Raw genomic sequence first — 6,000 nt, 5'->3', positions numbered from 1 at the left:
TTGAGACTTTTTCAGTGCCCTCTTTTTTTAAAATAACCTTTTTTTTTATTGCTTTTTGAAACGCTTCGAAAAGTATAGCCTACGCTTCTACTTCTTCAGGCGCAAATTGATCATATACTTCTCCAAAAGCATCATAGTCTTGATCGCCGTTGGGCTCAAAAACCTGAATATCTTTTGATCTTGCAAAATCAACTATTTCGGTATTGACATTTTGATCTGCAACAACGACCATATCGGTAAAATGCAAAGCACCTTTATAGATAGCCTCATAGCTACCATCACCGTACACCTGCGCATCCTCAGCTTTAAATGAACCCTCTGGCGCCATTTCCGCATACTTCGTACCTAATGTACCTTTAAACTCTTCATTGAACAAAGAGTACATTACTTTTGCATCCTTGAATGTCGGATCGTCTTTATAAGTCGTCTTGACATACGCCGGTACCAACGCAGAGAACCATCCATGACAGTGCACTACATCTGGGGACCAACCTAATTTCTTCACAGTTTCCAACGCTCCTTTACAGAAGAACACCGAACGCTCATTGTTGTCTGCAAAGAACTCGCCATGCTCATCACTAAAAACTTTTTTACGCTGAAAGTAGTCTTCATTATCCAAGAAATACACCTGCATCCGGGCCGCAGGTAATGAAGCAACTTTAATAATTAGCGGATTATCATTATTATCCACAACAATGTTCAGGCCTGAAAGACGAATAACCTCATGTAATCTATTTCTACGCTCATTGATATTCCCAAAACGCGGCATTAAGATCCGGATCTCAAAACCCTTTTCTTGCATCGCTTGCGGAAGTTGACGTGTGATTTCAGAAATTTTAGTTAATTCGAGGAAAGGCGACATCTCGTGAGTAATAAACAATATCTTCGTTTTTGCCATCTCCAGTTATTTTTATTTATTATTTTCGAACAGTAAAATCGGTCTACAAAGGTACGAAAAAAATACTTACTATGCAATTTACTATTAATCATCGTTTTATATTCCCAAAATTATATGCAACTTTGCCCACAAAAACTAAATAGCAAAGTGGAAATTTTCAAAACGAAAGCCTCTCTCCAAGCATACCTGCAAGAAGCACGAAAAACCGATCAAAAAATCGCCCTAATCCCGACCATGGGGGCATTACATGAAGGACATTTATCCTTATTAAATTATGCAAAACCTTTGAGCGACATTCGCGTCTGCAGTATTTTTGTAAATCCTACGCAATTTAATGACCCAAAAGATCTCGAGAAATATCCACGCCCAATCGAGAACGATATCAAACTATTGGAAGCTGTGGGGTGTGATATTCTTTTCTTGCCAACCGTTGACGAAATGTACCCCGACAAACACGAACACTGGCATATCGATTTGGGCGAACTGGATCAAATCTGGGAAGGGGAAAAACGTCCAGGGCATTTTCAGGGCGTCACTCAAGTCGTCTATAAATTATTTACATTAGTACAACCGCATATTGCCTGTTTCGGACAAAAAGACTTTCAGCAGGTCATGGTTATTAAACGCATGATTGAAATGAAGGATCTACCTATTCAATTGGCGATATGCCCCATCATTAGAGATCAAGATGGCCTAGCTTTGAGCTCCAGAAACATGCGATTAAGTGAAGAAGGAAAAACAATAGCGTTGGCCCTTTCACGTTCCTTGACATACGTAAAAGACCACATCAATGATGCTACAGCACTCCGGGAAATAAAAGACCAAGCGCTGAAGATATTAACAGCTACAGATGGACTGAGCGTTGAATACTTTGCCATATGTGAGAGTACCAGCTTAAAGGAGGTCGATCACATCGACTTCAGCAAACAACATGTTGCCCTCGTCACAGCCTGGGTTGAGGGCGTGCGTCTGATCGATAATATGATTCTGAATAATTTGTCAAATTAATTGACAAATCTTTCAAATTCAGTAGAAAGCCCTAACTTTGCGCCATGGTAATAGAAGTAATGAAATCCAAGATTCACCGCGTTAAGGTCACACAAGCGGAATTGAATTATGTGGGTAGTATCACAATAGATGAAGATTTGATGGATGCCGCAAATATCATCGCTAACGAGAAAGTTCAAATCGTAAACAATAACAATGGAGCACGCTTTGAGACATACGTTATCCCTGGCCAACGCGGTTCGGGAACAATTTGTTTGAATGGTGCTGCGGCACGCCTGGTTCAAGTTGGCGATATCGTCATCATCATTTCCTATGCGACCATGGATTTTGAAGAAGCCAAACAATTTCAACCCTGGCTTGTATTTCCAGACGACAACAATCATTTGATTAAATAGTATGGATGTAAGGAAAAGAGAACATTAAGGTATCAAAAATAGGCATACTTAATATTTTTTTAATCCATACAGCTCTATACTGATAAAATAAAATCGTAATTTTGAAGCGTTACCCTAAAAAAGTAACGCTTTTTTATGTACCCAAAAACAACCAGAAGTCCACGTCAGCTTATTGCATTATGCCAATTGGTATTAATGTCACTGATTATTATTTCAGGTGTTGTTTTTATGCACAAAGAGGTAAAATCTACAGGTGAAATTGTCATGCACACCCACCCTTATGATTTTACCAAGAAACAAAAGCCCCAAGAAACAGATGACCAAATCGAATACCTGAATGTCATCTATCACAACACCTACGTACAAACCGAATTTACCGTCCTTGAACTTCCAATTCCCCGCGAAGTAAGACAGGTGCGTTATAATTCCTTTTGTCCGGAAGCGATTACGTCAACTATCGATCATTACCATTTACGTGGTCCCCCCTGCTTAGTATAAAACTAACATCAGAGATTTCGAAAACCGGTAGTCTGGCATGGCAGTACTCGACGCTAATAAACGGAACGTACCGTATGCGTCCAGTAACGCATTGCTAAACCACGGAATGACTATATCTGTACGACGTCTTTGATACAATTTCTTATTGGCCTCCTTTTCGAGAATTGTCGTTGATACCAAGGCGACACCCTTCGTTGGACTACCTTACAGTGGTTTCAATGAACTCCTTGGTACAATAGCCCTATATAAGGACAAGTTATTTTCTTGTTTCCTATCCGTGTTCAATACCTTGAATGCTGTTCATAGCGCGCTATAGACAATGCTATACGAGGCTTGTATTTTTAAAATTTTTATAAAATTACTATGCTAAAGCAATACACTTTATTCGCCTTATTACTGGCGGGTACATCCACTATATATGCCCAATCGAAACTGGAAGGCTATTTATTCAATAAAAACCATGAAGCAGTTCCATCCGGCACACTGACTTTAAAAAACAGCAAGCTTGCGACTACATCTGATACAGCGGGCTACTTCAAGTTGTCTGCTATACCGATGCAAAAAGTAACATTAAATATATCTGCAGTAGGCTACCGCTCAATCAGCAAGCTTATCTCCCTTGATACGCTAAAGGCTCCGTTACATATTCAACTGGAGGAAGACAACCTCAATTTGGATGAGGTTGTTGTTTCTGCTACACGTTACGGCGTCAAACGAAAGGATGCTCCGGTAGTTGTCAATGTAATAGGCCCCAAATTATTTAATGCGACACAATCTGTCGCCATGTCTGAAACACTGAATTATCAGCCGGGCGTACGCGTAGAAAACAATTGCCAGAATTGCGGTTTTTCACAAGTCCGGCTGAATGGTCTCGAAGGTCCCTATTCGCAAATATTGATCAATAGCAGAGGCGTATTCTCCGCATTGAATAGCGTATATGGATTAGACCAGATTCCCACCAGTATGATCGATCGTATTGAGGTCGTACGAAGTGGCGGTTCGGCATTATTTGGCGCCAATGCCATTGCTGGGACAATCAATATTATTACAAAAGATCCGGTAGAAAATGACTGGCAGGTAAAATCAACCAACTCACTCATAGGTGGCAGAAGCTGGGACAATACAGTTGATTTTAACACCTCCACCGTCGCGGAAGACCTCAAGAGAGGTGCGACGTTCTACGGCATGCACCGCAATCGGGAAGCATATGATGCTAATGGAGATGGTTTTTCGGAAATGACCAAACTTCGAAACACTACTTTTGGCACAAAAATATTTTACAAACCGAGTGATCTAGATAAGATAACCGTAGATTTTAGTACAGTGAATGAGTTCCGTCGCGGTGGTGATCAGCTTGATAAAGTACCCCACTTGACGCAAATCACAGAACAATTGGAAACCAGTTCGCTTGTTGGCGGAATTACCTACGATCATTACTCTAGCGATTACAAGCAAAAAATGTCGCTTTACGGCTCTGTACAGAAAACCGTTCGTGACAGCTACTATGGCGGCCTAGGGGGCGGAGCAACACTCGCAGACAGCACATTAGCTGCCAATGCATACGGAAAGACAAATGATATCGCGCTGGTTGCAGGGGGACAGTATACCTACAACTTTGAACGCGATGTATTTACCGCCGGAGCGGAGTTCTCGTACAACGATACCCAAGACGACATACCGGGGTACAAACGAACCATTGATCAGCAAAACAGAGGATTAGGCAGTTATGCCCAATATGAATGGAAGCCTTTAAGTAATTTTAAAACCTTGATCGGAGCCCGATACGATTATACCTATGTCGATGGCAAATACAGTCTTGCAGGTATAGACCGAAACTCAGATCAGCGTTTTGGCAACTTTAGCCCACGGTTGACAATCTTATATGATATCACCAAGGACCTTCAATTTAGAGGGGGCTATGCCCGCGGTTTCCGTGCGCCACAAGCTTTTAACGAGGACATGCATGTCACTTCCATTGGTGGAAATCAAGTATTTGTGTTAATTGGTGAAAATCTAAAAACAGAGTATTCTAATGCGTATACAGGTTCCTTTAGCTACAACAAAAATTTTGGAAATGTACAGACGAGTCTGCTTGTGGAAGGGTTTTATACGGATCTAAACAATCAATTTGTCAATGTCATGGCATCAGAAAAAGACGGATTGATCATCCAGGAGATGCAAAACGGTGAGGGTGCCCGGGTATATGGCTCTAATATTGAGATCAATATTGCACCATCATCTTGGTTTTCTATCCAAACCGGTGGGACCATTCAGCGCTCTCGCTATAAAAGAGATCAACTTATCTACGAGGGAAAGGAAGACGGACAGGATATCCTGACCAAGAAATACGTCCGTACACCCAATATTTATGGCTATATGAATAGCAATTTAAAGGCGACCAAACAATTTGCAGTCGATCTGACCGGAGTCTACACCGGAAAGATGATTGTTCCTCATATCCAAAACGATTTGATGACCTTGAAAGACGCGCGCGACTTCGTCGAATTAAATCTGCGGCTGGGCTATACCTTGCCCATACATAAAGATTTTAGTATTGAAATTTTCGGCGGTATACAAAACATGTTTAATGCTTTTCAGAAAGACTTTGACAAGGGGCCATTGAGGGATTCAGACTATATCTATGGTCCGACTCGTCCACGGACATTTACCTTTGGTTTGCGCGTTGGCCATTTCCATTAAAAAACAATAACTGATCTATGAAGCATTTCAGGAAAATATCCGTTCTGTCGATGATGTTATTTTATCCGCTCTGTCACTTTGGACAAGAGCGGATAAATTGGATCAGCTTCGAACAACTTGATTCTTTACTCGCTGTTGAGCCAAGGGAAACACTGCTTTTCATCCATACCGATTGGTGTAGCTACTGCAGAAAAATGGAGCAAGAAATCTTTACAAACAGAGAAATTATTGAATTAATTAACCAGCGTTACTATGCGGTGAAGTACGATGCCGAATCTACCGAAGAGATTGTTTTCGACAATAGCATATGGAAGCCCCTAAGCAGAAAAAAGAAAGTAGGGAAATACCATCCATTAGCAATACAATTACTGCGGGGCAAACAGCTTATCTTTCCAAGTATTTTAAGACTGGACCTTGAATTTCATTTAAAAAGCATACGACAAAAATACCTGAATTCAAAAGAATTATATGGTTTTTTAGAATAATTTAACATTTGATGTA

At 40.8% G+C, this 6,000-nt stretch carries 6 protein-coding genes; 5 read left to right on the top strand and 1 reads right to left on the bottom strand.

The annotated features are described in order from the left end of the window. Window positions 1-79 precede the first annotated feature (79 nt). Window positions 80-898 (bottom strand): glycogen/starch synthase, encoded by an 819-nt coding sequence (locus tag B2W36_RS21120; protein ID WP_209578264.1) that lies wholly within the window; start codon window positions 896-898, stop codon window positions 80-82. A gap of 147 nt (window positions 899-1,045) precedes the next feature. On the opposite strand from B2W36_RS21120, the gene panC reads away from it, so the two are divergent. The 5 genes from panC (at window position 1,046) to B2W36_RS21095 (ending at window position 5,984) form a co-directional block, all read left to right on the top strand. After that, window positions 1,046-1,906 carry a pantoate--beta-alanine ligase gene (panC, locus tag B2W36_RS21115; protein WP_293889458.1) on the top strand — a complete coding sequence of 287 codons (861 nt, stop codon included), beginning with the start codon at window positions 1,046-1,048 and terminating at the stop codon, window positions 1,904-1,906. A 44-nt stretch (window positions 1,907-1,950) separates the two neighbouring features. After that, entirely contained in the window at window positions 1,951-2,301 is a 351-nt protein-coding gene (gene panD, locus B2W36_RS21110; RefSeq protein WP_293889457.1) for an aspartate 1-decarboxylase, read from the top strand. A gap of 135 nt (window positions 2,302-2,436) precedes the next feature. Continuing rightward, window positions 2,437-2,799: a hypothetical protein gene (locus B2W36_RS21105; protein ID WP_293889456.1), complete on the top strand. Its 363-nt coding sequence runs from the start codon at window positions 2,437-2,439 to the stop codon at window positions 2,797-2,799. Window positions 2,800-3,162: 363 nt separating this feature from the next. Further along, the gene (locus B2W36_RS21100) at window positions 3,163-5,499 is read left to right on the top strand and encodes a TonB-dependent receptor (RefSeq protein WP_293889455.1); all 2,337 of its coding nucleotides are present in this window, start codon (window positions 3,163-3,165) and stop codon (window positions 5,497-5,499) included. 50 nt (window positions 5,500-5,549) lie between these two features. Beyond that, window positions 5,550-5,984: a thioredoxin family protein gene (locus B2W36_RS21095; RefSeq protein ID WP_293889454.1), complete on the top strand. Its 435-nt coding sequence runs from the start codon at window positions 5,550-5,552 to the stop codon at window positions 5,982-5,984. The last annotated feature ends 16 nt before the right edge of the window (window positions 5,985-6,000 follow it).

Source organism: Sphingobacterium sp. UBA3549 (genome assembly GCF_002376635.1).
Classification (GTDB): Bacteria; Bacteroidota; Bacteroidia; order Sphingobacteriales; family Sphingobacteriaceae; genus Sphingobacterium.
Note: the sequence above shows the minus strand (reverse complement) of the source record. Positions and strands in the feature narration are given on the sequence as shown.

Bases quoted from the DNA above. Each gene is read 5' to 3' on its own strand.
- B2W36_RS21120 (WP_209578264.1), bottom strand. From the start codon at position 898: ATGGCAAAAACGAAGATATTGTTTATTACTCACGAGATGTCGCCTTTC.
- panD (WP_293889457.1), top strand. From the start codon at position 1,951: ATGGTAATAGAAGTAATGAAATCCAAGATTCACCGCGTTAAGGTCACA.
- B2W36_RS21105 (WP_293889456.1), top strand. From the start codon at position 2,437: ATGTACCCAAAAACAACCAGAAGTCCACGTCAGCTTATTGCATTATGC.
- B2W36_RS21100 (WP_293889455.1), top strand. From the start codon at position 3,163: ATGCTAAAGCAATACACTTTATTCGCCTTATTACTGGCGGGTACATCC.
- B2W36_RS21095 (WP_293889454.1), top strand. From the start codon at position 5,550: ATGATGTTATTTTATCCGCTCTGTCACTTTGGACAAGAGCGGATAAAT.